The sequence below is a fragment of the Telluria sp. ZB4P34 genome (assembly GCF_059686055.1).
Map to the genome: position 1 here is coordinate 78,775 of NZ_JCASIF010000005.1, position 26,274 is coordinate 105,048.

The window sequence follows — 26,274 nt, forward strand, 5'->3', positions numbered from 1 at the left end:
GGGTGACGCAAGGCAATGAGTGCCGGTAAGGACCGGCCAGGCCCCGAGACCATGGACTCCCGAATCGATACCGCCCTACTTCGCGCCTTCCAGCGGATGCGCGCATGAAAACCCTCATCCATCCCGCACGGGCGGTCGCCCTGGGCTTCCTGCTGGCGATCCTGGCCGGCACGCTGCTGCTCATGCTGCCGGCGGCGCGCGCCGACGGCCTGCCGGCGCCCTTCGTGGTCGCCTTCTTCACCTCCGTGTCTGCGGTGTGCGTGACCGGCATGGCCATCGTGGACACGGGCACGTACTGGTCCGGCTTCGGGCAAGCCCTCATCATGTTCCTGTTCCAGCTCGGCGGATTCGGCCTGATGACGGCCGCCACGCTGCTCGGGCTGATGGTCAACCGTTCACCCAGGCTGCGCACCCGCATGATGACCCAGACCGAAACCCGCCTGCTCGGACTCGGCGACATTTCGAGTGTGGCAAAGATCGTGTTCAAGGTTGCCGTGGCCTGCCAGCTGCTGCTGTTCGTGCTGCTCACGCTCAGGCTGCACCTCGGCCATGGCCTCGCGTGGGAAGATGCCGCCTGGAGCGGGCTGTTCCACGCCGCATCGGCGTTCAACAATGCCGGCTTTTCGACCCATGCGGACGGACTGGTGCGCTACGCGGGCGACGCCCTGGTGCTGGCGCCGATCATGATCGCCATCGTCATCGGCGGCATCGGCTTCCCGGTGCTGCACGACCTGCGCTTCCGTTTCCGCGACCCGCGGCACTGGTCCCTGCATACCAAGCTGACGCTCACCGGCTCGCTCATCCTGCTGGTGGGCGGATTCCTTGCAGTGCTGCTGCTGGAATGGAACAACGCGCGCACGATGGGTTCCTTCTCGGTGGCGGACAAACTCCTGAACAGCATGTTCATGTCCGTGGCGGCCCGCACCGCCGGATTCAATACGGTGGACATCGGCGCGCTCACGCCCGAAACCTGGGCCGTCCATTACTTCCTGATGTTCATCGGCGGCGGCAGCGGCGGCACGGCGGGCGGGGTCAAGGTGGGCACCATCGTCATCCTGGCCCTGCTGGTCATTGCCGAAGCCAAGGGACACCCGGATACCGAAGCCTTCGGGCGCCGGGTCGGCGCCTCGGCCCAGCGCCAGGCCATCACGGTGCTGGTCCTCGGCAGCATCATCGTCGCCGTCGGTACCGTGATCCTGCTGCGGCTGACGCACTTCCCGACCGACCAGATCATCTTCGAGGTGATCGCCGCCTTCGGCAGCGCGGGGCTGTCGACCGGCATTACCGACGACCTGCCGCCCGCGGGCCAGCTGCTGCTGGCCCTCTTGATGTTCATCGGCCGGGTCGGCACCATCACGCTCGCCACCTCGCTCGTGCTGGGCGAACGGCGCATGCCTTATCGTTATCCGGAGGAACATCCAATTGTTGGGTAGGATTTTTACAGAACAGTTCGCCTTTTCGACGAGCGACAGCGTCGTCGTCATCGGCCTCGGACGCTTTGGCGGCGCCGTGGCCCAGTCGCTGATGCGCCTGGGCCACGACGTCATGGGCATCGACCAGAAGGAAGACCTGGTTCAATTCTGGGGCGACCGGCTGACCCATGCGGTGCAGGCCGACTCCACCAACGAAAACATCATGCTGCAGCTGGGCGTGGCCGATTTCTCGCACGCCATCGTCGCGATCGGTTCGAACCTGGCCGCCAGCCTGATGACGCTGATGGTGCTCACCGAGCTCGGCATCAAGGACATCTGGGTGAAGGCGCAGACGCCCGAGCATGGCCAGATCGCCCAGCGCATCGGCGCCCACCACGTGATCTTCCCCGAGGCGGACATGGGCGCGCGGGTGGCGCACCTGATCACCGGGCGCATGATGGACTTCATCGAATTCGAGGACGGTTTCGCCATCGCCAAGATCCATGCGCCGCCCGACACCCATCACCAGACCCTGGCGGAGTCGCACGTGCGCTCGCGCCATGGCGTGACGGTGGTCGGCGTCAAGCGCGCCAACGAGGATTTCCAGCATGCCCAGCCGGAGACCCGCATCCTCCCCAACGATCTGCTGATCGTGTCCGGCCCGACCAAGAACATCGAGCTGTTCGCCGCCGGCCGCAAGCGCAAGTAGGCGGGATCAGCGCCGGCGCTGCGGCGGCGCCAGGAACAGGCGCGCCCCCGGGGACTTGGTGCGCGCCACCAGCCAGGCCTGGGCCCGCTGCAGGTCTGCAGGCGCTAGCGCGCGCGCGCAGCGTGCGGTCAGGGTCGGCACTTCGGCGGCAGCCTGCCCCTCGGCCGCCGCGTCCAGCGCCACACCCATCAGCACGTCGGCGCAGCGAGGATACTGGGCGACGAATTCGGCGCCGATGTCGGCAGCGGTCTGGCGCCAGGCGTCGCGTTGCGCCAGGGCCTGGCGCAGCTGCGCGATGGTAGCGTCGCGTTCGCGCAGGCCCTGCTGGGTATCGCGGTAGATCTCGGCCAGGATATCGGCCTTCAGCACGCCGACATCGACCCGGCTGTCCTCGGCCTGGTTAACCACCAGCAATGCGCTCTCCAGGCCGGCCTGGGGCAGCTTCTTCTCGATCGCCGCAATCGCCGCGGCCGGCATGCGGCTGCCGATCAGGGTCAGTTCGATTCGCCGCTGCACGGGATTGAGCTGGATGTCGACCACATGGGCGCTCCCGCCGCTGAATTCCTGGCGCACGAAGGCGCGCGCACGGTGGCCGAACACTTCGTTGTCCACCAGCTGGATCGCCAGGTAGATACTGGGCAACGCGGTCAGCAGTACGACCGTGAACAGGGTGCGCTTGACCCGGCGCTCGACCCGCTGATCGACGAATTTGCGGTGCGGCAGGCGCAGGTATTCGATGACGATCACGGTGGAGACCGCAATGAATACGCAGTTGATCGAGAACAGGTAGAACGCGCCGCCGAACACGGCCCAGTTGCCGTTGGCGAGCCCGTAGCCTGCCGTGCACAGCGGCGGCATCAGTGCGGTCGCGATCGCCACGCCCGGAATCACGTTCGATTTTTCGCGCCGGGTCATGCCGATGATGCCGGCCAGGCCGCCGGCCAGCGCGATCAGGACATCCCACAAGGTCGGCGTGGTGCGCGCCAGCAGTTCCGACTGCGCCTCGTCGAGTGGCGTGACGAGGAAGTACAGGGTCGAGGTGGCCAGGCTGATCACGGCGGCGATGCCGAGGTTGGCAAGCGAACGGCGAATCAGCGCGAAATCGTAGATCCCGATGCCGTAGCCGATGCCCACGATCGGCCCCATCAGCGGCGAGATCAGCATGGCGCCGATGATCACCGCCGGCGAATTGATGTTCAGGCCGATCGACGCCACCAGGATCGCGAACATCAGGATCCATGGCGTGGCCCCGCGCAGCTCGATGCCGGAACGCAGGCTCGAATCGATCACGTCGTCGTCCGCCTTGTCGAGCAGCAGGCTGAAACGGTGGGTAATGGGCCCTTCGCTCTGGGGGGCAAAGAATTTTTCGGTTTCGCTCATGTCATCGGTCTGGTCGGATCGCGCCAGCGGCGCAGCCCGCCATGATACCAGCGCGCCTGCGCCCAAAAGCCCCGAATTCAATTCCTGCGAGGGATTTGCATTTGTCCAAATGTATTGTTTCTGTTACATTAACGGACTGACGCCCTTGCTGGCGTCGTCCGGCACACCCGTGCCACACCATTTCCCTGGCAATCGCCGCTCCCTGCGCGCGATTGCGTTCGCCTCGTGCAGCCGCGCCGCACGTCCACCAGGTCGGCGCCCCGCGCCGAACACATCGCCCTGAAAGGATGAAGACGATGACGTTTGCAGTCCCCCGACACCCCGGCCCCGGCCCCACTCCCGCACACTTCGTACTGGCCACCGACCTCGACGGCACCCTGCTGGCCGGCAGCCAGGAAGCGCGCCGCCGCGTGCGCGAACTGTTCGGCGCCACCCGGGCGCCCGGCGCCCTCCTCGTGTTCGTGACCGGACGCGGGCTCGAATCGATCCTGCCCCTGCTGAGCGACCCCACCATTCCAGCCCCCGACTACATCATTGCCGACGTCGGCGCCACCATCGTCGACCGCGAACTGCGTCCGGTCGGCGATCTGCAGCAGGAGATCGCCGCGCGCTGGCCCGGTTCGCAGGCGGTGCTCAAGGCGCTGGCCGGCTTTCCCGGCCTGCAGCGCCAGAGCGTGCCGCAGGAACGGCGCTGCTCCTTCCTGGTCGGCGAGAGCGACGTGACGCCGGCGCTGCGTGCTGCCGTCGATGCGCTCGGCTGCGACCTGCTGCTGTCGGCCGGCTGCTATCTCGACGTGCTGCCGCGCGGCGTCGGCAAGGGTCCGGCCGTGCTGCGCCTGGCGGAAGCGATCGGCGTCGATCCCTCCTGCATCGTGGTCGCCGGCGACACCCTGAACGACCTGTCGATGTTCGCTACCGGCCTGCACGGCGTCGTGGTCGGCCACGCTGAACCGGCCCTGGTCGAAAGCGTGCGCAAGCATCCCTTGGCCTACGTGGCCGGCGGCGAAGGCTGCGACGGCATCCTCGAAGGCCTGCGCCACCATGGCGCGCTCGACGACGGCGCGCACGCGGCCGTGGTCCAGCCTGCCGCCGGGCGCGCCGGGCTGGTGATGGTGTACCACCGCCTGCCCTACGACGAGGCGATGGTGGATGGCGAACCCGTACGCCGGCGTCCGAAGAGCCCGAACGGCATCATGCCGACCCTGCTGCGCTTCTTCGCCGGCGAGCGGACCGGCTCCTGGGTGGCCTGGTCGCAGCAGCCCAGCCGTACACCGCAAGATTTCGAGACCCATGTCGCGGTCGATGCCGAGCGCTATCCGCAGCTGCAGGCGGCGCGCATCCCCCTGACCGGCGAGGATATCGACATCTTCTACAAGAAGTTTTCCAAGGAAGCGTTCTGGCCAATCATCTTTTCCTTCCCGGACAAGGCGGAATTCCGCCAGGATCACTGGGAGCGCTTCCTCGAGGTCAACCGCCTGTTCGCCGAGCAGGTGGCGCGCGAGGCGGCGCCCGGCGCAGTGGCCTGGGTGCATGACTACAACCTGTGGATGGTGCCGGCTTTCCTGCGCCCGCTGCGTCCCGACCTGCGGATCGCCTTCTTCCACCACACCGCCTTCCCGTCGAGCGACGTGTTCAACATCGTGCCATGGCGCCGCGACATCATCGGCAGCCTGCTGCAATGCGACTACATAGGTTTCCACATCCCGCGCTACGTCGAGAACTTCGTCGACGCGGTGCGCTCGTTCGCGCCGGTCGACGTGCTCGGCACGGCGCCCTGCGCCCCCCGCTTCCTGACCTACGGCTGCGCCCTGGGTGTCGACACCACCACCACTGCGATCGCAGCGGGCGGGCGCCGCATCGGCCTGGGCGCACACCCGGTGGGCACCGACGTGGCCATGATCGAAGGCCTGGTCGGCAGCGCGCCGGTGGCGCAGCAGACCCAGGCCATCCGCGACTACCTGGGCGGCGCCACCGGCATCGTCTCGATCGAACGGCTCGACTACGTCAAAGGCACCCTGGAAAAGCTGCAGGCTTTCGAACGCCTGCTTGAAACGCATCCGGAACACATCGGCAAGACGACCCTGTTGAACATCATCACCCCGGCTGCGCCTGGCATGGAGATCTACGAAAGCCTGCGCATCGAGGTCGACCGCACGGTCGGCCGCATCAACGGCCGCTTTTCGACCCTGAACTGGGTGCCGGTGCGCTATTTCTACCGCTCGCTGCCCTTCGACGAGGTCATCGCCCACTATGCGGCCTGCGATATTGCCTGGATCACCCCGCTGCGCGACGGCCTGAACCTGGTGGCAAAGGAATTCGTCGCGGCGAAAAAAGCAGCGGGAAAGTCGGGCGTGTTGATCCTGTCCGAGTTCGCCGGGGCAGCGGTCGAACTGCATGGCGCCCTCCTTACCAACCCGTATGACAGCAACGCGATGACCGCCGCCTTGCACCAGGCCCTTACCATGGGAGAAGACGAACGCGCCTATCGCACCGGGCGCATGGCGATGATCGCCCGCGAGCACGACGTGGTGCGCTGGGGCGAGGATTTCCTGGCTGCAGTCGAGGCCAGCCGTGCGCCGCACATGGTCCAGCGCATGGCAGCCTAAGCGGGTGTATCGAAGGAAAACGGATGACGATGAATTATCTGATTTGGAATAATGACTTGTTCACATGGACGATTGCCGCCGGCATCGCCATTGCCACGTATATCGTGCTGCACGCTGCCCGCGCCCTCCTGGTGCGGCGCATCGAGGCCTTTGCCACCCATACCAGCACCTGGGTCGACGACCTGGCCGCCCGTGTGCTCGCCGCTACCCATCCGGTGTTCATGCTCGTGGTCGGGTTGTACGTCGGCTCGCATTGGCTCACCCTGCCGCCAAAGACCGCGACCCTGCTGTCGCACGTGGTCGTGACCGCCCTGCTGCTGCAGATGGCGCGCTGGGGCGACGTCGGCGTGCACGGCTGGCTGCAGATCTACCGCACCCGCCGCAGCGGCCAGGATGCGGCGGCCACCACGTCGACCGCGGCGCTGGGCTTCGTGGCGCGCACCTTCATCTGGGCCGTGATCATCCTGATGATCCTCGACAACTTCGGCGTGAACATCACGACCCTGGTGGCGAGCCTCGGCATCGGCGGGGTTGCCGTTGCGCTGGCCATGCAGAATATTCTGGGCGACCTGTTTTCGTCGCTCTCGATCGTGCTGGACAAACCCTTCGTGGTGGGCGACTTCATCACCGTCGACGACCTCTCGGGCAATGTGGAATACGTCGGCCTGAAGACCACCCGCATCCGCGGTCTCGGCGGCGAGCAGATCGTGTTCTCCAACAGCGACCTGCTCCAGAGCCGGATCCGCAACTTCAAGCGGATGCAGACCCGCCGCATCGTGTTCAGCATCGGCGTCGTCTACGAGATCACGAAGCAGCAGTTGCTGGCCATCCCGGGCATCCTGCGCGAAGCGGTGGATGCGCAGCCGCAGGCGAAGTTCGACCGCGCCCACTTCAAGTCCTACGGCGCCTCGTCGCTCGACTTCGAGATCGTTTACATCGTGCAGACCCCGGACTACGCCACCTACATGGACGTGCAGCAGGCGATCAATATCTTCCTGTTCGAGCGCTTCGAGCAGGAAGGCATCGGCTTCGCCTATCCGACCCAGACCCTGCACCTGGCCAATCCGGAGATCCGGCTGGCGCGTACGGAAGCGGGTCTCGACACCTCAGCGTCCTCCTACCCGCTGCCCGGGACGCAAGGCTGACGCTGCGCCCGCAACTTCTGCCCACCTGATGATGTCGACCGCGTCCGGCCCCGCGAAGATCGACCGCTTCGCAGCGGGCGGGCGCCGGCGCGCACAGGCTTGCCCGGCGCCGAGCCCGACGGTGAGCCTGGCGCCTGCGCGGCAAGGTCGGCGGCCAGCTTGCGCGTCCCGCAGTACCGGCCGACAGCGTCGAGCTCGCACCAGCAGCGCCTCGCGATACCGCGCCCCGCCGTAAATTTCCCTTGACTTCAAGTCGGCTTGAACTCTTACGCTGTGCAGCACCGTTTGACTACCCCGGGAGAAGACGATGATTGCTGCAATGACGGTCGTGGAGTACAACAAGAAGCTGGTCCGCACCCTGTACGACTGCATCAATGCGAGGAAACTGGATGCGCTGCAGGCGCTGGTCGCGCCCGATTTCACGGGTCCGCGCGGCGAACACGGACCGGCCGAATTCCGGGCCTCGATCGCCGCCGTGCTGACCGGCTTCCCGGAAGTGCGCTTCGAGCTGCACGAAGTGTTCGGCGAAGACGACCGGGTGGCGGTGCGCTGGACCTTCCGCGCGCCGCATGCGGGCCGCTTCGCCGGGCTGCCGCCGACGCATGCGGTCGTCACCCAGGAAGGCAACGTCATCTACCAGGTGCGCGACGGCCTGATCGTGCGGGCCTGGCTGCAGGCGGACCGCCTGGGCGTGCTGCAGCAGATCGGCGCGCTGCCGCCCTCCTTCGTCGACAGCCGCGCGGCGCGGCCGATTTAAGGCCTCCCCGCCCCGGCCGGCGCCTCAGCCACCGGCGGCTGGTGGCTTGAGGCCTGGATCTGCATACGGGTCGGCGCCTGGTGCGATCGGCATGCAGCTGCTTCCCTTCGATCCCGGCCAGCAGGCGCTCCATGAAAAACGCCCGATGCGGCGCACCGGGCGTTCGGGAAACGCGTCACAGGGGGTGCTTAGCGCCGCACCGATACGTTCACGCTCGCGCGGCCGGTATTGCCGGCGGCATCACGCACCATGACCCGGACCTGGCGACTGCCGGTCGGGGTCTTGGTGGTGTCCCAGCTGTACGCCAGGGTGCCGCCGGTGCCGCGTGCCACGGTCACGTTATCGATCACCAGCTCCTGGCTCAACGCGGATGCGGGCAGGTTGTCGGTCGCAGTGATGCTGACGTTGACGATGCCCGACACCGCGCCCGAGACCGGGTTGACGATACGGACGGTCGGCACGATGGTGTCCCTGGTCGTAGTCGTAGTCGTGGTCGTGGTCGTGGTGGCGTTGGCGACGTTGACGGCGACGGTCGTCGAGCGGCCTGCGTTGCCGGCATTGTCGTAGGCGACAGCAACCAGGTTGGCCATCCCGTTCGCCACACCGGTCGAGTCCCAGCTGAAGGCATAGGGCGCCGTGGTGTCGCTGGCGACCGTGGTGCCGTTGACCTGCAATTCGACCCGGACAACGCCGATGTTGTCGCTGGCGGCGACATCGACCGCCGCCAGGCCGGACACCGTGCTGCTGCCCAGCGGCGCCTGGATCGCGGCAGCCGGCGCCGTGCTGTCGACGACCGGCGCGGCGGCTGCGCGCGCGGCCTGGACCGCGGCAGCCGCATTGACGCGGCCATGGCCGAAGTAGTTGTCACGTCCCGCCGTGCCGAGATCGACCGCCGTCGCGACCAGCAGGCTTTCGATGCGGCTGTTGCTGAGGCCCGGGGCGGCGGCCATCATCAGGGCGGCGACACCGGCCGCCACCGGGCTCGCGTACGAGGTGCCGTTCACGGCGGCATAGGCGTTGCCCATCCGGGTGGTCCAGATGCCGCTGCCGGGCGCGGCGAGCGTCACGGAGCTGCCGTGGCTGGACCAGCTGGCGCGCCGGTCACTGCTATCCGTCGCGCTCACCACGATCATGGCGCTGTTCGCTGCATATCCCTGATCGGTGCCGGTATTGCCTGACGAAACGAACACCAGGCCGCCTTTCGATTTCATGTAGTTCGCTGCGCTGGTCACGGTGGAACTGGTCATGATGCCGGCATAACTGACGTTGGCGATACGGGCGCCGTTGTCCGCGGCATAAATCACGCCGCGTGCAACGGTGCTGTAAGCGGCATAGCAAGTGCCGTCGGTTTTCTTGTAAGCGACGCGCACCGGCATGATGCGCGACCGTCCCGCCACCCCGGCTACGCCCAGGGCATTGTTGTTCAATGCCGCGGCGGCGCCCGCCACCGAGGTGCCGTGGCCGCATACGTCGGCCACGTTTGTGTTGCTGTCATACACGTTGTAGCCGGCCACGAGGTTGGCGGCCAGATCCGGATGCGCTGCATCGATGCCCGAATCCAGGATCGCGATGGTGACGCCGCTGCCCTCGGTCAGGTCCCAGGCGCCCGGGACCCCGATCTTGCCAATGTGCCACGCGCTGCCGATGTAGGGATCGTTCACTGCAAGTGCGCTCGGCACCAGGCGATCCTGTTCGGCAGACTTGACGTGCGGATTGTGCTTCAGGCGGGCCAGCACAGCGCGCTCGGACGCCTGTGCAGGCAGATCGACGATATAGATGCCACTCTGGCCGAGCTTGTAGCGCTTATGGCCGGGAGTCTCGATCATCTTGCCGAGCGCATCAGTCGTCACGCCATCGCGGACCTCGACCAGCATGCGCCCCTTGACGAGCAACTCGTCACCCGATTGCGGCGCGGCGGTGGCGACGGAAGAGCTGGCGCCGAGGACGGCCAGGGTCAAGACACGCAGTGCCAGGGCGTAGTGGGGAGTGGTCATTGCATTTTTCCTGTTAGTGATTGACAGGACTGCCGCAACACCACGCACCTTCCCAACAGACCATCATCCGGGGGAAGCGTGACTTGCATCTGGCAGTCCTGCCGTCATGGGGCATCTGCCCGGTAGACCGTGACTTTGCGTCCCGCGCTTTCGTGCGGTTTGCCTTTTTCAGGAATAAATATTAGCCAAAGCAATTATCCAGCGCAAGACATTTATTGCGCACAGGATATTTTCGTTTCAGAAAATCCGGATTAGATATGCAATATTGCATAATATTAAATAGCCCTTATGAGAATCTCAATTAGTTTCCATAAAGATTAAAAACATTTATTTATTGATAGAAAAGTTGATGAATCGATATTGTCGATAAATTTAACATCACCGTAAATACAGCTGCTCATCAATAAAATTAAATCGCTGATTATTAAGGCCTTATTTTCCTTGGCATAAATCCTGCATTACTAAGCTGGTTTGAATAAGCCTTGCGACTAATAAATTCTTTTTATTTCAATGAGTTGCAAGATTTTCTTCTATCAAGTTTTACTTTAGAAATTTGTGTCTCTGAAAGGAAATATATGAAACTTGGAAAATTCAAGCTGCTCGCACTTGCAGCCCTGTTCACGGCCTCCGCCGCAAGCCATGCCTCGCTGATCAATACCGGCACCATTACCGATACAGGCAGCGGATTCGGCAAGGTCAACACGGTGCTTACCCTGAAGAACAACGGCAATGGCCAGACGTCGGGTTCGGTGTTCCGCTCAGGAAGTGCTGACCAAACCTCCGGCAATGTTCAGTCGAATGGCAATTCCGCCACCCATAACGCCACGTTCTCGTTTGATTTTCTGAATATCACGGACGCAAGCGAGCTGGTTATCATTTTCAATGCCAACGAGCCAGGGAATGCCAATGCCAACGGCATCACGCTCAATTCGCTGAGGTTGTCGATCTTCTCGAACACAGGCGGACCGGCGCTGTTCTTCGCTGACCTGGACAAGTCGTACACCTTCCCGTCGACGCAGAGCGGCCAGGGCAAATCCGGCTTCGCGTTCAGCCTGGATGCTGCCCAGGCTGCAGCCGCACAACAGTATGTCAGCGCCAGCAACCGGATCGGCCTGTCGGCTTCCCTGTCGGGCGCCACGGGCGGTCCTGACAGCTTCTATGTAGTGGGGCTGGACGAAGGCGGCGGCGGAGAGGAAGAAGTGCCGGAACCGGGCAGCGTCGCCCTGCTCGGCCTTGGCATTGCCGGCCTGACTGTGCTGCGCCGCCGCCGCAAGGCATAAACGGGGCAACGGCGTGCCAAGCGCCGTGAGCCGGAGCCCGCCTGTGCAAGGGCAGGCGGGCTTTGTCGCGCTGCCGCCCCGGGCTAGCCCCTGATCCTGGCCACCAGCTTGGTGGTCGACCGGTCGTGCGCGAAGTCGATGGCGACCGCACGCCCGCCGTAGCCCAGCACGGCCTGCCCTTCCGGAATCGCCGTCATGTCGTAGTCGCCGCCCTTGGCATAGACCTCGGGCCGGCTTTCCAGCACCACCTCGAGGGCGGTGTCCTCGTCGAAGTCCACCACCAGGCTGACCGATTCCAGCGCGGCCAGCACCGCCATGCGGTCGGCCAGGGTATTGTGCGGGCGGTCGTCGCCCTTGCCCAGGCGCCTGACCGAGGCGTCGGTATTGGCCGCCACCACCAGCGACGCCCCCAGCTCGCGCGCCTGCGCGAGATAGGTCACGTGACCGCGGTGCAGGATGTCGAACACGCCGTTGGTGAGCACCACCGGCTTGGGCAGTGCGGCGATACGCTGCGCCAGTTCGGCGCGCGTGCAGATCTTGTTTTCAAATGCTGGCATACGCTTGTCTGCAGATTCAGGTGTTGGTGGGTGCGTCGTCTTCCGGCGCGTCTTCTTCGATCGCCATCGACAGCGCGCTCGCGCGGCCGGCGTCGTCGCCCGGCCCCTTGCGCTCGCCCGACAGCTTGATCTGCAGGCGCAAGCCGTTGGCCGAGTCGGCGTTGCGGATCGCTTCGTCGTAGCCGATGTAGCCCTTGTTGTACAGCTCGTACAAGGCCTGGTCGAAGGTGCACATGCCGAGCTCGCGCGACTTGTGCATGATCTCCTTGATGTTCTGGAAGTTCCCTTTCAGGATCATCTCGCCGATGGTCGGCGTATTCAGCAGGATCTCGATGGCCGCCTTGCGCCCCTTGCCATCCTCCGTGCGCACCAGGCGCTGCGACACCACGGCACGCAGGTTCGACGACAGGTCCATCAGCAGCTGGTTGCGGCGCTCTTCCGGGAAGAAGTTGATGATGCGGTCCAGGGTCTGGTTGGCATTGTTCGCGTGCAGCGTGCCCAGGCACAGGTGGCCGGTCTCGGCGAAGGCGATCGCGTGTTCCATGGTTTCGGTGTCCCGGATTTCGCCGATCAGGATCACGTCCGGCGCCTGGCGCAGCGTGTTCTTCAGGGCGTTGTGCCAGGAATGCGTGTCCACGCCCACCTCCCGGTGCGTGACCAGGCAGTTCTTGTTCTTGTGGACGTACTCGACCGGGTCTTCCACGGTGATGATATGGCCGGCCGAATGGCTGTTGCGGTAGTCGATCATCGCCGCCAGCGTGGTGGACTTGCCGGAGCCGGTGCCGCCGACCACCAGCACCAGGCCACGCTTGGTCATCACCACGTCCTTCAGCACCTCCGGCAGCTCGAGCTTCTCGAAGTTCGGGATCTCGGAGGCGATCGTGCGCACCACCATGCCCACGCTCTGCTGCTGCACGAAGACGTTCACGCGGAAGCGGCACACGCCGGGCAGCGAGATCGCGAAGTTGCACTCCATCTCGGCCTCGAATTCAAGACGCTGGCGCTCGTTCATCAGGGACAGGGCCAGCGCGCGCGTGACCTCGCCGGACAGGCGCTGCTGGCTCAGGGCCTTCATGGCGCCCTGGTGCTTCATGCTGGGCGGGAAGTCGCTGGAGATGAACAGGTCGGAGCCGCCCTGGTGGTGCATCACCGTCAGCAGCTTGTGGATATAGGCCTGGGCTTCCGCCGGGCCGAAGGTCGAAGACATGCGGGCCTCTCAAGAGCGCAGGAATGACATCCTGCCCGGCAATTATATCGACTCGGAAGCCCGGCCAAGGTGACTCCTCCCTGATTTCGATAGAATAGGGAATCCCGGCTGACTAAAAGCCAACATTGCGTCAGGATGAGCGCGATCACCACCGTGACAGCCGCGGCATCCTGGGACCGGAAAGCCTATGACACTGACCGAGCTGAAATACATCGTCGCCGTCGCGCGCGCCAGACACTTCGGCCATGCGGCCGAAGCCTGCTTCGTTGCGCAGCCCACCCTGTCCGTCGCCATCAAGAAGCTCGAGGACGAGCTGGGGGTGACCCTGTTCGAACGCGGCGGTTCCGAAGTGTCGGTCACGCCGCTGGGCGCGCAGATCGTGGCCCAGGCCGAGCGCGTGCTGGAGCAGACCGCCGCCATCAAGGAGCTCGCCAGGCAGAACAAGGATCCGCTGGCCGGGCCGCTGCGCCTGGGCGTGATCTACACCATCGGGCCCTACCTCCTGCCGCCACTGGTAAAGCGCCTGATCGACACGGTGCCGCAAATGCCGCTGGTGCTGCAGGAGAACTACACCCACAAGCTGCTCGAACTGCTGCGCCAGGGCGAGCTCGACGCCGCCATCGTGGCGCTGCCGCTGCCCGAGCACGGCATGTCGATCCAGACCCTGTACGACGAACCCTTCGTGGTCGCGATGCCGCGCTCGCACCCCTGGGCCGGGCGCGAGGAAATCCCGGCCGACGACCTGAAGCTGGAGACCATGCTGCTGCTGGGCGCGGGACACTGCTTCCGCGACCAGGTGCTGGAAGTGTGCCCGGAGATGGCGCGCTATTCAGCTCCCGCGATGGGACATGGGGGCATGCAGCGCACCTTCGAAGGCTCCTCGCTGGAGACCATCCGCCACATGGTGGCGAGCGGGATCGGCCTGACCGTGCTGCCGCGCGCCTCGGTGGCCGACATGCACGACCCCAACGGCCTGCTGACCTACGTGCCCTTCGCCACGCCGGCGCCCTCGCGCCGGGTCGTCCTCGTCTGGCGCAAGAGTTTTACGCGCCGAGCGGCGATCGACGCGGTGGCGCACGCGGTGGGTGAATGCCCCCTGCCGGGTGTGGAGATGGTAAGTCTCGAAGCGGCAGCCTGATCAAGGCGCTTTGGCTTTCGTAGGGTGGGCGGCTCTACCCTGCACTGTGATCCGCCTGCGCATGGGATGCCGGCCGCGCGTTCAAGCAGCGCGAGAATGGCCCCTGCGTCTGCTCATCGTGTAGTTGAACGCGCGGCCGGCATTGAAGGCGCAGTTAGATCATGCTGCCGGGTGGAGCCGCCCACCCTACGAGCGTGAGCGCGCCAATTGCCGGTCCAGCGCATTCGCGAAATTCCGGCTGTCGGCCTGGCTGAAGGCCGCCGGCCCGCCCGTATCGACGCCGCTGCCGCGCAGCTCTTCCATGAAGGCGCGCATCGTCAGCTGCTGGGCGATGGTGTCCTTCGTGTACCACTCGCCGCGCGGATTGAGCGGCAACCCGCCCTTGTCCAGCACCTGTGCCGCCAGCGGAATGTCGCCCGTCACGACGATGTCGCCGGCCTGCACGCGCGCCACGATCTCGGCGTCGGCCGCGTCCGCGCCCGCGGGCACCTGCAGCGCGCGGATGACGCGCGAGCCGGGCACCTTGATCAGCTGGTTGGCGACCAGCGTGAGGTTCAGCTGCAAGCGCTCCGCAACGCGGAACAGGATGTCCTTGATGACGCCCGGGCAGGCGTCCGCATCGACCCAGATGTGCATGTGTGATCGGACCCGAAGTGGAAACTCAATAAGGCATGCCGCTCACGTCGAGCGGCAGACGCCACAGTGCGCCCGCGCCGGTCATGTACAAGGTCTTGCCGTCCTTGCCGCCAAAGGCCACATTGGTGATGTTGGCGTCCACCCGAATGGTCGCCAGCTGCTTGCCTTGCGGCGAAAACACGCGCACCCGTTGCGACCCATGCTCGGTCACGTACAGGTTGCCGTGGCAATCGAGCGTCATGCCGTCCGGTTCCTCCACCCCGCTCACCAGCGCCCGCCCGGCCTGCGGCACGCCCTTGACGATGGGATAGGCCATCAACAGCTTGTCGCTGGCGTTCACGTACAGGACGTCGCCGGCAGGCGACAGTGCGATCCCGTTGGGGTTGGGACGCGTGCCGTCCACGAGCGTCACCTTGCCATCCGTAGCGACACGGTAGATGCCCGTGACAGGTTGTCCGCCGGGCGCGGCCGCCTTTTGCCAGTCGGGATCGGTAAAGTAGATCGTGCCGTCACGCGCAATGGCGATGTCGTTCGGCGAGTTGAATACCTTGCCCTTGAAACCGGCGGCCAGCACCACGCGCTTGCCGTCCCGGTCGTGGCGTACGAGCGCCTTGTCCTTGTGGCTCGCTGCGATCAGGCGGCCGCCGGCGTCCACGGCGAGCCCATTGCTGCCGCTGTCCTCGATGGCGGTGCCGACCGTGCCGTTTTCCTCCAGCTTGCGCACCCGGGACGGAAAACCCTTGTCGAAACCGAAGTCGGAGAAGTAGAGCGCATCCTTGATCCACACCGGCCCCTCGTACAAGCCAGGGCCGGCGCGCGAGGCCGCGACCGCGGCAATGCGCTCGGCCTTCAGTTCGCCCGAGGGCGGAGCGCCGCAGGACGCGGCAAGGGCCTTTGTCGCCGCCAGGGCAAGGGCGGCGCAGCCCAGGCGGACTGCGCGGGCCGGCAAGGCTCGTCCATGCACAGGATGCGATTGCTGCACGGACGGGCGGATGCTGGCGACAGGAATATTGAATGGTTGAGTAGGCATGCCTATATGGTAATAGAGAAGTCCGGATCGGGCCTGTGATTTTTCGGCCAGCGCCACTGCGATCCGGGTCACCAATCGCTCACACCGATAGCGACAAAGCTTTAGAATCCCTTCTTCTGCTCAACAGTTCTTGCAAGACAAGACACGACGATTCATGAACAAGCTGGCCCTCTACTTCCGCCTGATCCGGGCCGATAAGCCGATCGGCATCCTGCTGCTGCTGTGGCCCACCCTATGGGCGCTGTGGATGGCCTCGGGCGGCGTGCCGGAACCGGAGGTGCTGGCCATCTTCGTGCTCGGCACGGCCCTGATGCGTTCCGCCGGCTGCGCCATCAACGATTACGCCGACCGCGACTTCGACAAGCACGTCAAGCGCACCGTCGACCGCCCGCTCACCAGCGGCAAGATCCGCGGCTGGGAAGCGGTGATGGTGGCGGCCGTGCTCTCGCTGGTCTCGTTTCTCCTGATCCTGCCGCTGAACGCGCTCACCAAGCAGCTGTCGGTGGCGGCCCTGGTCGTGGCCGGCACCTATCCCTACTTCAAGCGTTTCTTTGCCATCCCGCAGGCTTATCTCGGCATCGCCTTCGGCTTCGGCATCCCGATGGCCTTCGCCGCCGTGCAGGACACGGTGCCGGCCGTGGCCTGGTGGCTGCTGGTGGCGAACGTGTTCTGGGCCGTTGCCTACGATACCGAATACGCGATGGTCGACCGCGACGACGACCTCAAGATCGGCATCCGCACCTCGGCCATCACCTTCGGGCGCTTCGACGTGGCCGCCGTCATGCTGTGCTACGGCGCCGCGCTGGCGATCGACCTGGTGTGCGGCTGGTACCTGGGCCTGCGCTGGTGGTTCGTCGGCGGCATCGTGGTCGCGGCCGGCATTGCGCTCTACCACTACACCCTGATCCGCCACCGCGAGCGCATGGCCTGCTTCAAGGCTTTCCGGCACAACAACTGGCTGGGCGCCGCACTGTTCATTGGTGTCGCGCTAGACTATGCATTCAGGTAATATTGCACAAAAAGCATTTCACCCTTATTTGTTCCACCTTTGACGAGGCCCACCATGATGGAAAAGATCCCTACCCAAACCGGCACCCGCGAGCAACTGATGTCGGACCTGAAGACCGTGATCCAGGACGCCGAAGCCTGGCTGCGCAACGGCGGGCAACTGACTGGCGACGAGCTGAAGGCGGCCAAGGCGAAGTTCGAGCAGACCCTGTCGGTCGCCAAGGAAAGCCTGGGCGAGTACCAGCACACCGTGGTCGAGAAGACCAAGGAAGCGGCGCGCGTCACCGACGAGTACGTGCACGAGAACCCATGGAAGTCCGTGGGCCTGGGCGCCGCCGTCGGCGTCGTGATCGGCATGCTGATCGCCCGCCGCTAACATGAGCATCACGGCGGCGGTTGGACGGATTGCGGCCAACGTGCTCGACCTGGCGCGCACGCGCCTCGAGCTGGCCGCCATCGAACTGCAGGAAGGCGCGCACCGCCTGTTCGGCTACCTCGCGTGGGCCATCGCGGCCGCGGTGCTGGGGCTGTTCGCGATGGGCCTGGTCATCCTGTTCGTACTGGTGCTGTTCTGGGACACCCACCGCCTGGCGGCGGTCGGCGGCATGGCCGTGCTGTTCATCGTCGGCACCCTGTTCGCGGTGGCGAAGCTGCGCGCCGGCCTGGCCCAGCGTCCGCCAATGCTGCCGGCCACCCTGGCGGAACTGCGCAAGGACGCCGAGGCGCTCAAGGGAGGGCAGGCAGATGGCATCTAACTCCACGGAACTGGCCGCCCGCCGCGAGGCGCTGGTGTCCAGGTGCGCCGACCAGCGCGCACAGGTGGCGCAGCAAGTGGCCATGCTCTCTTCGCCGCAGACGCTGGGCCTGATTCCGGCCTATGCGATCCGCCACAGGAAGACGGCGCTGATCGTCGGCGGCATCGCGGCTGGCCTGTTCATCACGAAGCCGAAATGGGCGGTGGGCAGCGTCACGGCTGCCGTCTCCGCCTACAAGTTCGCCCAGAGGCTGCTGCCGGTGCTCAGGTGGCGGGGCTTCGAGGTTCACTAGACCGGTAGGGTGGCCGGCTCTGCCGACCGCGCGTTCAAACGGTAGACGCGTCGCGGCATGGCATCCGTGAGTGGGACGCGCGGTCGGCGAAGCCGACCACCCTACGAATCCTTCCCCAGCTCGTCCCCGAGCTCGCGTCCGCGCGCGGCGGCCGCCTTCATGGCCGCGACGATCGCTTCCTTCACCCCCGCCTCCTCCATGCTGCTGATCGCCGCATGCGTGGTGCCGCCCTTCGAGGTCACGCGCTGGCGCAGCACCTCGACCGGGTCGCTCGATTGCGCCGCCAGCTGGGCTGCGCCGGTGAAAGTGGCCAGCGCCAGCTGCCTGCCCTGCTCCGCGTCCAGGCCCATCTCGCGCGCCGCCTGCTGCATCGCCTCGAGGAAGTAGAAGACGTAGGCCGGGCCGCTGCCCGACACCGCCGTCACCGGGTCGATCAGGTGTTCGTCGTCCAGCCATACGGTCTGCCCGACCGCGCGCATGACCTTGTCGGCCGCCGCGCGTTGGGCCGTCCCCACCTCGCTTCCCGCCACCATGCCGGTGATGCCCATGGCGATCAGGGCCGGCGTGTTCGGCATCGAGCGCACGATGCGCTTATAGCCGCCCAGCCAGCGCGACAGGTCGGCAATGCGGATGCCCGCCGCGATCGACAGCACCAGCGGCTGCGCGCCGAGCAGCGGCTCGAGGCTGGCGGCGACCTCGCGCATCTGCTGCGGCTTCACGGCCAGCACGACGATGTCGGCGGCGCCCACCTGCACGTCGATGGAGGCCGCCGTGCTGACGCCGTACTGGCTGGCCAGGCGCTCGAGCGCTTCCGGGCTCGGATCCACCACGTGCAGGCTGCCGGCGCCCGTGAGTTGTCCGGCCAGGCCGGCGATCAGGGCCATGGCCATGTTGCCGCCGCCGATGAATGCAATCTTCATGTTTTCCTTTATTGCTCGTAATGGCGGGCGCCGAAGATGGCGCTGCCGATGCGCACGGTCGTGGCGCCTTCCGCGATGGCGGCTTCGAGGTCGCCCGACATGCCCATCGACAGGGTGTCGAGCGGCAGGCCGCCCGCGCGCAGGGCCTCGAGCAGGCTGCGCAGGCGCGCGAACGCGGCGCGCTGCTGCACAGGGTCGTTGCTCGCCGCGGGAATCGCCATCAGTCCGCGCAGGCGCAGGTTCGGCAGGGCCGCCACCTGGCGCGCCAGCTCCGGCAGTTCCGCTTCACTGGCGCCGCTCTTGCTGGCCTCGCCGCTGATGTTCACCTGCAGGCAGATGTCGAGCGGTCCAAGCTCGGGCGGGCGCTGTTCGGACAGGCGCTGGGCGATCTTCAGGCGCTCCACGGTATGCACCCACTGGAAGCTGGCGGCGATCGGACGCGTCTTGTTGCTCTGGATCGGGCCGATGAAATGCCATTCCACGGGCGCTTGAGGTTGCAGGCGCGCCACTTCCTGCATCTTGTCGAGCGCCTCCTGCAGGTAGTTTTCGCCGAAGGTGCGCTGCCCCGCCGCCATCGCGTCGACCACGGCTTCCGCAGGGAAGGTCTTGGAAACGGCCAGCAATCGAACCTCGCTCCTGGCCCTTCCGGCCGTGGCGCAGGCGGCCCCGATTGTCGCTTCGACAGCTTGCAAGTTCTCAGCGATTATGGACATAATGATTTTCTATAGGAAATATTTTGGGTCGAGATCGGCGCATCGCCTGGCTCTACTCACGGCACAGGGATTATAAATGGACATTTCTGAATTACTCGCCTTCTCGGTCAAGAACAAGGCCTCGGACCTGCACCTCTCGGCCGGCCTGCCGCCGATGATCCGCGTGCACGGCGACGTCCGCCGCATCAACCTGCCGCCGCTCGAGCACAAGGACGTGCACGGGATGATCTACGACATCATGAACGACGGCCAGCGCAAGCAGTACGAGGAAGTGCTGGAGTGCGACTTCTCGTTCGAGATTCCCGGCCTGGCGCGCTTTCGCGTCAATGCCTTCAACCAGGAGCGCGGCGCCTCCGCGGTGCTGCGCACCATTCCGTCCAAGATCCTGTCGCTGGAAGAACTGAACGCGCCGAAGATCTTCAGCGAGCTGGCCCTCAAGCCGCGCGGCCTGGTGCTGGTGACCGGCCCGACCGGCTCGGGTAAATCGACCACGCTGGCGGCCATGGTCAACCACCTCAACGAGAATGAGTACGGCCACATCCTCACCATCGAGGACCCGATCGAATTCGTGCACGAATCGAAGAAGTGCCTGATCAACCAGCGCGAAGTCGGCCCGCACACCCTGTCCTTCAACAACGCGCTGCGCTCGGCGCTGCGCGAAGACCCGGACTGCATCCTGGTGGGCGAGCTGCGCGACCTGGAAACCATCCGCCTGGCCCTGTCGGCGGCGGAAACCGGCCACCTGGTGTTCGGCACCCTGCACACCTCCTCGGCCGCCAAGACCATCGACCGTATCGTCGACGTGTTCCCGGCCGAAGAAAAGGAAATGGTGCGCGCGATGCTGTCGGAGTCGCTGCAGGCCGTCATCTCGCAGACCCTGCTCAAGACCAGGGACGGCGCAGGCCGCGTGGCGGCGCACGAGATCATGATCGGCACCCCGGCGATCCGCAACCTGATCCGCGAAGCGAAGATCGCGCAGATGTATTCCAGCATCCAGACCGGCAGCAGCGTCGGCATGCAGACGCTCGACCAGAACCTGACCGACCTGGTGCGCCGCAACGTGATCACCAGCGCCGCTGCCCGCTCGGCCGCGAAGATTCCCGAGAATTTCCCGGGTTAATAAGAGAAAAGCGAGGAGCAACGATGGAACGCGACCAGGCATCCAAGTTCATGTTCGACCTGCTGCGCCTGATGACCAGCAAAGGCGGCTCGGACCTGTTCATCACGGCCGGCTTCCCGCCGGCGATCAAGATCGACGGCAAGATGACGCCGGTGTCGAGCCAGCCCCTGACCGGCAACCACACGGCCGACCTGGCGCGCGCCATCATGAACGACAAGCAGGCCGCCGGCTTCGAACTGACCAAGGAATCGAACTTCGCGATCAGCCCGGGCGACCTGGGACGCTTCCGCGTCTCGGCCTTCATGCAGATGGGCTGCGTCGGCATGGTGCTGCGCGTGATCACCACCACCATCCCGCGTTTCGAGGACCTCGACCTGCCGCCGGTGCTGAAGGACGTGATCATGACCAAGCGCGGCCTGGTCATCATGGTCGGCGCGACGGGTTCCGGCAAGTCGACCACGCTGGCGGCCATGGTCGGCTACCGCAACGAGAACAGCTACGGCCACATCATCACCATCGAGGATCCAGTCGAATTCGTCCACCCGCACAGGAACTGCGTGATCACCCAGCGCGAAGTGGGCGTGGACACCGACAGCTTCGAAGCGGCCCTGAAGAATTCGCTGCGCCAGGCCCCGGACGTGATCCAGATCGGCGAGATCCGCGACCGCGAAACCATGGAACACGCGATCGCCTTCGCCGAGACCGGCCACCTGTGCCTGGCCACCCTGCACGCCAACAGCTCGAACCAGGCGCTCGACCGCATCATCAACTTCTTCCCGGAAGAGCGCCGCCAGCAGCTCCTGATGGACCTGTCGCTCAACATGAAGGGCCTGATCTCGCAGCGCCTGGTGCCGAAGAAGGAAACCAAGGGCCGCGTGGTGGCGATGGAGATCCTGCTGAACTCCCCGCTCATCTCCGACCTGATCTTCAAGGGCGATGTCCACGAGATCAAGGAGATCATGAAGAAGTCGCGCGAGCTGGGCATGCAGACCTTCGACCAGGCCCTGTTCGACCTGTACGAGGCGGACAAGATCAGCTACGAGGATGCGCTGCGCAACGCCGACTCGGTGAACGACCTGCGCCTGAACATCAAGCTCAACAGCAAGCACGCGAAGAATCGCGATTTCTCGACCGGGATGGACCACCTCGGGATCGTCTGAGCGCGCCCGTATTGCCCTGGCGGGACGGCATCGATGCCGTCCCTTTTGTCCACCTGCCTTCCCTCCCGACTCCGCCGGCGGCGGATCACTCTCCTGCGCAGAAATTGACGCCTCGCCGGCAGCGAATTGCCCCGGTGCGTATGCCCTTGCCTGCCCCGACCGCAGGCTTGCTTTGCCATGTATCTTTACGTAACAAAACTATGCATGTAGAAACAATCAAATCGTCAAAGTAATTGAATTCCTCTGTGATAAATGACAAATATGATGGATAATGCCGTCTGGCAATCATTCCAATAAGCAACTTAGTTTAAAGTAAATGTAACTATTTGCTGGTGTCATGGAATCTGCCGCGATTTTCAAAGAAGACATTCCATCTGTTTCAAGCCATTCGCGCGCTTGAGGGAGCTATTGCATGACCACAGAAAACACCGGCATCGAGGTACTCGCCTTTCGGCTCGGCCAGGAAGAGTACGGCGTCGATATCCTGAAGGTGCAGGAGATCCGCGGGCACGATCACGTCACCCACATCGCCAATGCACCCGACTTTATCGAAGGCATCGTCAACCTGCGCGGCAACATCGTGCCCATCGTCGACCTGCGCCTGCGCTTCGGCATTGCAGCTGTCGAGGGGCAGCCCAGGGTCGTCGTCATCCTGAACGTGCTGGGGAGCGTCATCGGCATGGTCGTGGATGCCGTCTCAGACGTGGTCCGTCTCGGCCCGGCGGACATCCGCCCCGCGCCGGATCTGGGCAACACGTTCGGCGCCGACTTCCTGCTCGGCCTCGGCACCATCGACGAACGCATGCTGATCCTGCTCGACATCGAAGCCATGATGTCGTCCACCGAACTCGGCCTGATCGACCGCCTCGCGGCATAACCCTTAATTTACTACGGAATCACCATGTTCAAGCAAATGAAGGTCGGCACCCGCCTCATCGCAGGCTTCCTCATCCTGACCCTGCTCGGCGCAGGCGTGGCCGCGGTCGGCATTTTCAACATGGCGCAGATGAACGAGCGCACCCATCGCCTCTACGAACGCGAGCTGCTCGGCATCTCCTACGTCAAGGAGGCCAACATCAACCTGGTCTACATGGGACGCGCCGTGCGCAGCCTGCTCCTGGCCGGGACCGAGAAGGACCGCGACGCGGCCGTCGCCGGGATCGCCACCGCCCGCACCCAGCTGAACGCCAACCTCGACAAGGCGCGTAGCCTGTTCTTCTCCGAACAGGGCAAGCGCAGCTTCGCCGAGCTGGACAGCGGCACGCGCGAGTACGAAGCGCTGGTGGAAGAGACCACGCGCCGTGCCCTGGCCGAAGGTCTGCAGCAGAACCGCGCGTCGGTCGACTTCCTGCTGATCACCGTTGCGCCCAAGGCCAACGAGCTCGATGGTCGCATGACCGACATCACCCGCATCAAGGAACGCAATGCGCAGGAAGCGGCGAGCGAGGCAGCCGCCCTGTACGAGTCGAGCCGCACGATGATGCTGATGCTGGTGCTCGGCAGCGCCGCCGCCGGCATCGGCCTGGGCGTGCTGATCACCCGCAGCCTGACGCGCCAGTTGGGCGGCGAACCGGCCTATGCCAGCGAGATCGCCGGCCGCATCGCCGCGGGCGACCTCAGCGTCGACGTGGCGCTGCGCCAGGATGACCGCTCGAGCCTGTTGTACGCCATGAAGACCATGCGCGACAGCCTGGCGCAGATCGTCGGCGAAGTCCGCAACGGCACCGACGCCATCGCCTCGGCATCGCGCCAGATCGCCAGCGGCAACATGGACCTGTCCTCGCGCACCGAAGAACAGGCCAGCTCGCTGGAAGAAACCGCGTCGTCGATGGAAGAACTGACCTCGACCGTCCAGCAGAACGCCGACAATGCCCGCCAGGCCAACGGGCTGGCCACCTCGGCTTCGGAAGTCGCCGGGCGCGGCGGCGCCGTGGTGTCGCAGGTGGTCGATACCATGGCCTCGATCAACGAATCGTCCAGGAAGATCGTGGACATCATCGCCGTCATCGACGGCATCGCGTTCCAGACCAACATCCTGGCGCTGAATGCGGCCGTGGAAGCGGCGCGCGCCGGCGAACAGGGCCGTGGTTTCGCCGTGGTGGCGTCGGAAGTGCGCACCCTGGCCCAGCGCTCGGCTGCGGCGGCCAAGGAAATCAAGCTCTTGATCGACGATTCGGTAGCCAAGGTCGACACCGGCGCCAGGCTGGTGAACCATGCCGGCGCCACGATGGACGAAATCGTCGACAGCGTGCGCCGCGTCACCGACATCATGGGCGAGATCAGCTCGGCCAGCATGGAGCAGACGTCGGGCATCGAGCAGATCAACATGGCCATCAGCCAGATGGACCAGGTGACCCAGCAGAACGCCTCGCTGGTGGAAGAAGCGGCGGCAGCGGCCGAATCGCTGCAGGACCAGGCCGGCAAGCTGTCCGGGCTCGTCGCCGTGTTCAAGCTCGACGCACAGGCCCAGGCGCGCCCCGCGCCCGCCCCTGCCGCGCGCAGCACGGGCGCGACACGCCTGGCTGCACCGGCCGGCCGGTCGGTGGCGCGTCCCGCAACGCGCCCGGCAGCGGCTGCGCCCGTGCGCGAGGAAGAGTGGGAAACCTTCTGAGGCCCTGAACGACCGGACGATGCGCGGCGGCGCCTGCCTCGCCGGCTGCGCCGACGGGATGGGCCGCCGTGCGCCGGTACCCTCCCGTTTCCGTTAAGGTAGACTCCAACAGAATGGAGGCTGCCAGCATGCGTACCAGTGGCGATCCGCCGTCCATCGACGACCTGATTCCAATTAATGAAGTCGAACGGCAAACCGGCATCCGCCAGGCCACATTGCGGATGTGGGAAACACGTTACGGCTTCCCGCAGCCCCTGCGCGACCGCAATGGCAACCGGGTCTACCCACCCGGCCAGGTCGAGCGCCTGCACGCCGTGCGCCGTCTCATCGATCAGGGTCTGCGTCCCGGCAAGATCCTTGCCGGCGCGGTGGCGTCCGGCGCACCGGCACTCCAGGCCATCCTTCCGGTGTCCGCAGGCGTTCCCGAACACTACCGCCCTGTCTTCAGCCTGCTGCGCGACTATCGGGTAAGCGAATTGCACGGGCTGTTCCAGCACCGCTTGCTGGACCTCGGGCTGCGCCGCTTCGTCATCGAATTCCTGGCCCCGCTGGTCACCGAGGTCGGCCTGGCATGGAACCGGGGTGAATTGCCGGTGCGCTGCGAGCACCTGTTTTCGCAGCTGGCGACCGCCACCCTGCATGCGAAGCAGGCGGCCGTGCGAGCGGCGGGCGATGGCCGCCCCAGGGTCGTGCTGGCGACCCTGCCCGGTGAAACCCATGTGCTGGGCATCCTGATGGCCGAAGCAATCATGACCTCCCTCGGGGTGAACTGCGTGCAGCTCGGCAGCGAAATGCCCCCGGCCGAAGTGGCTGCAGCTGCAGGCGAGACCTGTGCCGACATCGTCGCCCTGTCGTTCAGTTCGCATTTCCCACGCAGAAGCATGGTACGGCAGGCAGCAAGCCTGCGCGCCGCCCTGCCGGGGGCGTGCGCCCTGTGGCTCGGCGGCGGTGGCGTACGCGCTGCGAACCTGGAAACAGGGATCGACACTTTCCATTCGCTCGACGCCATCGAGCCAGCCCTGCGTCGCTGGCAGGCTTCCCATATTGTGCACGCAGCACAGCGCCGGCTGCATCCCTGATCAGTGCGTTTGACATCAGTTTGTTGTGCGGCTGAAACAGCACCCGAAAAAAGCCAGGACGGTGCTGGTAGAACTTGTCCTGCACAAATGACTGCTCAACTGTCGGAATTATCGAAAGCGATCAGCTCATCCTGAGTTGTGCAACACAACGATAAACCTGGAATAACTTTTCAGGCGTGGACATAAAATATTGCCGCTTGGAACCAGATGAGTGTGCTGATATGGTTCGGCTGCAACGCTGTACTCCCTTACAGCGCATTTCTGGACACCATCATGAGCATCAAAGAAACAAGCCTGGAAGCCCTCGCCTTCAGACTCGGCGCCGAAGAATACGGTGTCGATATCCTGAAGGTGCAGGAAATCCGCGGTCACGACCCGATCACCCGGATTGCCAACGCACCTGACTTCATCAAGGGCGTCGTCAACCTGCGCGGCATCATCGTGCCCATCATCGACCTGCGCCTTCGCTTCGGTATCGACTGCTCCGCAACCGAACAGCTATCCGTCGTCATCGTGCTGAACATCGGCGGGCGCATCATCGGGATGGTGGTCGACAGCGTCTCCGACGTGATCCAGCTCGGCCCCGAGGATATCCGCTCGGCGCCGGCCATGGGCACGGCGTTCGACACCGATTTCCTCCTCGGGCTCGGCACCATCGACGAGCGCATGCTGATCCTGCTCGACATCGAGCGCCTGATGTCGTCCGAGGAACTCGGCCTCATCGCGCGCCTCGCCGCCTGAACTCCATCAACCCCAACCGGAAAC

At 65.1% G+C, this 26,274-nt stretch carries 25 protein-coding genes and 1 riboswitch; of the genes, 17 read left to right on the top strand and 8 right to left on the bottom strand.

Translation table 11 applies throughout. The features are described from left to right. Window positions 1–104: 104 nt before the first annotated feature. Window positions 105–1,433 carry a TrkH family potassium uptake protein gene (locus AC56KL_RS11180; RefSeq protein ID WP_497180228.1) on the top strand — a complete coding sequence of 443 codons (1,329 nt, stop codon included), beginning with the start codon at window positions 105–107 and terminating at the stop codon, window positions 1,431–1,433. Further along, on the top strand, window positions 1,423–2,121 hold the full coding sequence (locus AC56KL_RS11185) for a potassium channel family protein (RefSeq protein ID WP_497180229.1): 699 nt from the start codon (window positions 1,423–1,425) through the stop codon (window positions 2,119–2,121). The genes AC56KL_RS11180 and AC56KL_RS11185 overlap by 11 nt, the downstream gene beginning before the upstream one ends. Before the next feature lie 6 nt (window positions 2,122–2,127). On the opposite strand, the gene AC56KL_RS11190 is transcribed toward AC56KL_RS11185, so the two are convergent. Further along, window positions 2,128–3,501: a DUF389 domain-containing protein gene (locus AC56KL_RS11190; protein ID WP_497180230.1), complete on the bottom strand. Its 1,374-nt coding sequence runs from the start codon at window positions 3,499–3,501 to the stop codon at window positions 2,128–2,130. A gap of 296 nt (window positions 3,502–3,797) precedes the next feature. Between AC56KL_RS11190 and ggpS the strand changes: the two genes are divergently transcribed. The 3 genes from ggpS (at window position 3,798) to AC56KL_RS11205 (ending at window position 8,009) form a co-directional block, all read left to right on the top strand. Next, window positions 3,798–6,107, top strand: a complete 2,310-nt coding sequence (ggpS, locus tag AC56KL_RS11195; RefSeq protein ID WP_497180231.1) for a glucosylglycerol-phosphate synthase — start codon at window positions 3,798–3,800, stop codon at window positions 6,105–6,107. A 29-nt stretch (window positions 6,108–6,136) separates the two neighbouring features. Further along, the gene (locus AC56KL_RS11200) at window positions 6,137–7,252 is read left to right on the top strand and encodes a mechanosensitive ion channel family protein (protein WP_497180232.1); all 1,116 of its coding nucleotides are present in this window, start codon (window positions 6,137–6,139) and stop codon (window positions 7,250–7,252) included. Between the two features lie 307 nt (window positions 7,253–7,559). After that, a complete protein-coding gene (locus AC56KL_RS11205; protein ID WP_497180233.1) occupies window positions 7,560–8,009 on the top strand; it encodes an ester cyclase in 450 nt (149 codons plus the stop codon). Between the two features lie 188 nt (window positions 8,010–8,197). Here AC56KL_RS11205 and AC56KL_RS11210 read toward each other — a convergent pair whose 3' ends face one another. Then, complete coding sequence (locus AC56KL_RS11210; RefSeq protein ID WP_497180234.1) at window positions 8,198–10,003, bottom strand: S8 family serine peptidase; 1,806 nt, start codon at window positions 10,001–10,003, stop codon at window positions 8,198–8,200. An 88-nt stretch (window positions 10,004–10,091) separates the two neighbouring features. Continuing rightward, window positions 10,092–10,177, bottom strand: a riboswitch (cyclic di-GMP riboswitch). A gap of 401 nt (window positions 10,178–10,578) precedes the next feature. Between AC56KL_RS11210 and AC56KL_RS11215 the strand changes: the two genes are divergently transcribed. Beyond that, the gene (locus tag AC56KL_RS11215; RefSeq protein WP_497180235.1) at window positions 10,579–11,283 is read left to right on the top strand and encodes a PEP-CTERM sorting domain-containing protein; all 705 of its coding nucleotides are present in this window, start codon (window positions 10,579–10,581) and stop codon (window positions 11,281–11,283) included. An 83-nt stretch (window positions 11,284–11,366) separates the two neighbouring features. Here AC56KL_RS11215 and AC56KL_RS11220 read toward each other — a convergent pair whose 3' ends face one another. Both AC56KL_RS11220 and AC56KL_RS11225 read right to left on the bottom strand, forming a co-directional pair. Continuing rightward, entirely contained in the window at window positions 11,367–11,840 is a 474-nt protein-coding gene (locus AC56KL_RS11220; protein WP_497180236.1) for an adenylyltransferase/cytidyltransferase family protein, read from the bottom strand. 16 nt (window positions 11,841–11,856) lie between these two features. Continuing rightward, the gene (locus AC56KL_RS11225; RefSeq protein WP_497180237.1) at window positions 11,857–13,047 is read right to left on the bottom strand and encodes a PilT/PilU family type 4a pilus ATPase; all 1,191 of its coding nucleotides are present in this window, start codon (window positions 13,045–13,047) and stop codon (window positions 11,857–11,859) included. 187 nt (window positions 13,048–13,234) lie between these two features. Here AC56KL_RS11225 and AC56KL_RS11230 point away from each other — a divergent pair, with 187 nt between their 5' ends. Further along, complete coding sequence (locus AC56KL_RS11230; protein WP_497180238.1) at window positions 13,235–14,185, top strand: hydrogen peroxide-inducible genes activator; 951 nt, start codon at window positions 13,235–13,237, stop codon at window positions 14,183–14,185. 186 nt (window positions 14,186–14,371) lie between these two features. Here the strand turns inward: AC56KL_RS11230 and AC56KL_RS11235 are convergent, their stop codons facing one another. After that, window positions 14,372–14,821, bottom strand: a complete 450-nt coding sequence (locus tag AC56KL_RS11235) for a YaiI/YqxD family protein (protein ID WP_497180239.1) — start codon at window positions 14,819–14,821, stop codon at window positions 14,372–14,374. A gap of 25 nt (window positions 14,822–14,846) precedes the next feature. Then, a complete protein-coding gene (locus AC56KL_RS11240) occupies window positions 14,847–15,851 on the bottom strand; it encodes an SMP-30/gluconolactonase/LRE family protein (RefSeq protein ID WP_497180240.1) in 1,005 nt (334 codons plus the stop codon). 154 nt (window positions 15,852–16,005) lie between these two features. On the opposite strand from AC56KL_RS11240, the gene ubiA reads away from it, so the two are divergent. Genes ubiA through AC56KL_RS11260 form a run of 4 tightly spaced genes read left to right on the top strand, consistent with a single transcriptional unit; the run spans window position 16,006 to window position 17,906 of the window. Continuing rightward, window positions 16,006–16,860 (top strand): 4-hydroxybenzoate octaprenyltransferase, encoded by an 855-nt coding sequence (gene ubiA, locus AC56KL_RS11245; RefSeq protein WP_497180241.1) that lies wholly within the window; start codon window positions 16,006–16,008, stop codon window positions 16,858–16,860. A gap of 54 nt (window positions 16,861–16,914) precedes the next feature. Continuing rightward, on the top strand, window positions 16,915–17,235 hold the full coding sequence (locus AC56KL_RS11250; RefSeq protein ID WP_051933362.1) for an ElaB/YgaM/YqjD family protein: 321 nt from the start codon (window positions 16,915–16,917) through the stop codon (window positions 17,233–17,235). Between the two features lies 1 nt (window position 17,236). Then, window positions 17,237–17,614 (top strand): phage holin family protein, encoded by a 378-nt coding sequence (locus AC56KL_RS11255; protein ID WP_497180242.1) that lies wholly within the window; start codon window positions 17,237–17,239, stop codon window positions 17,612–17,614. Further along, window positions 17,604–17,906, top strand: a complete 303-nt coding sequence (locus AC56KL_RS11260; RefSeq protein ID WP_497180243.1) for a hypothetical protein — start codon at window positions 17,604–17,606, stop codon at window positions 17,904–17,906. The genes AC56KL_RS11255 and AC56KL_RS11260 overlap by 11 nt, the downstream gene beginning before the upstream one ends. A 101-nt stretch (window positions 17,907–18,007) precedes the next feature. Here the strand turns inward: AC56KL_RS11260 and proC are convergent, their stop codons facing one another. Further along, on the bottom strand, window positions 18,008–18,826 hold the full coding sequence (gene proC / locus AC56KL_RS11265) for a pyrroline-5-carboxylate reductase (RefSeq protein WP_497180244.1): 819 nt from the start codon (window positions 18,824–18,826) through the stop codon (window positions 18,008–18,010). A gap of 8 nt (window positions 18,827–18,834) precedes the next feature. Further along, complete coding sequence (locus tag AC56KL_RS11270; RefSeq protein ID WP_497180245.1) at window positions 18,835–19,539, bottom strand: YggS family pyridoxal phosphate-dependent enzyme; 705 nt, start codon at window positions 19,537–19,539, stop codon at window positions 18,835–18,837. Window positions 19,540–19,615: 76 nt separating this feature from the next. On the opposite strand from AC56KL_RS11270, the gene AC56KL_RS11275 reads away from it, so the two are divergent. From AC56KL_RS11275 to AC56KL_RS11300, 6 genes are all read left to right on the top strand, one after another. After that, complete coding sequence (locus AC56KL_RS11275; protein ID WP_497180246.1) at window positions 19,616–20,659, top strand: type IV pilus twitching motility protein PilT; 1,044 nt, start codon at window positions 19,616–19,618, stop codon at window positions 20,657–20,659. 23 nt (window positions 20,660–20,682) lie between these two features. Next, window positions 20,683–21,819, top strand: a complete 1,137-nt coding sequence (locus tag AC56KL_RS11280) for a PilT/PilU family type 4a pilus ATPase (RefSeq protein WP_497180247.1) — start codon at window positions 20,683–20,685, stop codon at window positions 21,817–21,819. Window positions 21,820–22,231: 412 nt separating this feature from the next. Further along, window positions 22,232–22,696: a chemotaxis protein CheW gene (locus AC56KL_RS11285; protein WP_497180248.1), complete on the top strand. Its 465-nt coding sequence runs from the start codon at window positions 22,232–22,234 to the stop codon at window positions 22,694–22,696. 24 nt (window positions 22,697–22,720) lie between these two features. Then, the gene (locus tag AC56KL_RS11290; protein ID WP_497180249.1) at window positions 22,721–24,430 is read left to right on the top strand and encodes a methyl-accepting chemotaxis protein; all 1,710 of its coding nucleotides are present in this window, start codon (window positions 22,721–22,723) and stop codon (window positions 24,428–24,430) included. A gap of 128 nt (window positions 24,431–24,558) precedes the next feature. Next, complete coding sequence (locus AC56KL_RS11295; RefSeq protein ID WP_497180250.1) at window positions 24,559–25,509, top strand: MerR family transcriptional regulator; 951 nt, start codon at window positions 24,559–24,561, stop codon at window positions 25,507–25,509. A gap of 273 nt (window positions 25,510–25,782) precedes the next feature. Continuing rightward, entirely contained in the window at window positions 25,783–26,250 is a 468-nt protein-coding gene (locus AC56KL_RS11300) for a chemotaxis protein CheW (RefSeq protein ID WP_497180251.1), read from the top strand. Window positions 26,251–26,274 lie beyond the last annotated feature (24 nt).